The organism is Mycolicibacter arupensis, assembly GCF_002086515.1.
GTDB lineage: Bacteria > Actinomycetota > Actinomycetes > Mycobacteriales > Mycobacteriaceae > Mycobacterium > Mycobacterium arupense.
This window is the reverse complement of record NZ_MVHH01000117.1, coordinates 1-1,106: the sequence shown is the minus strand read 5'-3', so window position 1 is coordinate 1,106 and position 1,106 is coordinate 1. Positions and strand designations below refer to the sequence as shown.

General features: G+C 64.6%; 1 protein-coding gene. It reads right to left on the bottom strand.

Annotation, left to right across the window (positions count from 1 at the left end):
* Positions 1 to 2: 2 nt before the first annotated feature.
* Positions 3 to 992 carry an IS481 family transposase gene (locus BST15_RS20935; RefSeq protein WP_083071176.1) on the bottom strand — a complete coding sequence of 330 codons (990 nt, stop codon included), beginning with the start codon at positions 990 to 992 and terminating at the stop codon, positions 3 to 5.
* Positions 993 to 1,106 lie beyond the last annotated feature (114 nt).

Below are 1,106 nucleotides of genomic sequence, written 5' to 3'. Positions count from 1 at the left end.
GGCTAGCTGTTGTGACCTGAGAGGTTGGGTACGCGGCTGGCGGGTGGTTGGCCTCTGAGTGCGGTGTGGCCGCGGTGGTGATTGTAGGTGTGCAGCCAGCGGGGGAACTCGGCGCAGCGTTCGGCGTCGCTGGTGTAAAGCCGGGCGTAGGCCCATTCGTCGGCCAGGGTGCGGTGAAATCGCTCCACCTTGCCGTTGGTTTGTGGCCGGTAGGGCCGTGTCCGTCGATGTTCTATCTGACCCAGCGCATCGCGGAAGGCGTGTGAGCGGTAGCACGAGCCGTTGTCGGTCAACACTTTCCGTACCGGTATGCCGCATTGGGCGAACCAGCTGTTGGCGCGAGTCCAAAAGGCCGCCGCGGTGTCCTTGCGCTCGTCGGTGAGAATCTCGCTGTAGACCAAACGCGAGTAGCCGTCGATTGCCGTGTGCAGGAAATGATGCCCATGAAGCGGCTGGCCGTGCTTGCTGCGCCGCCCAGAACTCTTGTCGGCGCGACAGTTGCGATTACCTACCGTGCGGCCCAGCATCCGCCATCCCCCGCCCGCGGGGATCTTGCCCAGCTTCTTGACATCAACGTGCACCAACTCGCCAGGGCGGGTCGAGTCGATACGACGGATGACACGACCCGTGGGGCGGTCGAGCCAACGCAGTTTGGCCAGGCCGTAACGACTCAAGACGCGGTGCACGGTCGAGGGGTGAAGCCCCAGGAGATAGCCGATCCGAGCCGGCCCCCACCGGCGCAGTACGCGGACTTTGATGATGCGGCGTTCGGTGCGCGTAGCAGTGCGGTTGGGGCTGCGGTGTGGGCGTGAGCTGTGATCGGCCATCCCGCACGGACCAGCAGTCCGGTAGCGAGCGGCCCAGCGGGCCGCCGTAGTCACCGAGACCTGGAACCGTTCAGCGGCCCGACGCAGCGGCCAGCCGTCTTCGACGACACAACGGGCCAGACGCAGCCGACCGGTTTCGGACAAAGGAGCATTACGGTGGGACACGAAGACCTCCGGAGTGAGTTATGCGTTCCTAGACAGCTCGCACTTCACTCGGAGGTCTTCTTCATGTCACCACGCCACGCCGTACCTAACGTCCGTGGTCACAACAGCTAGCCC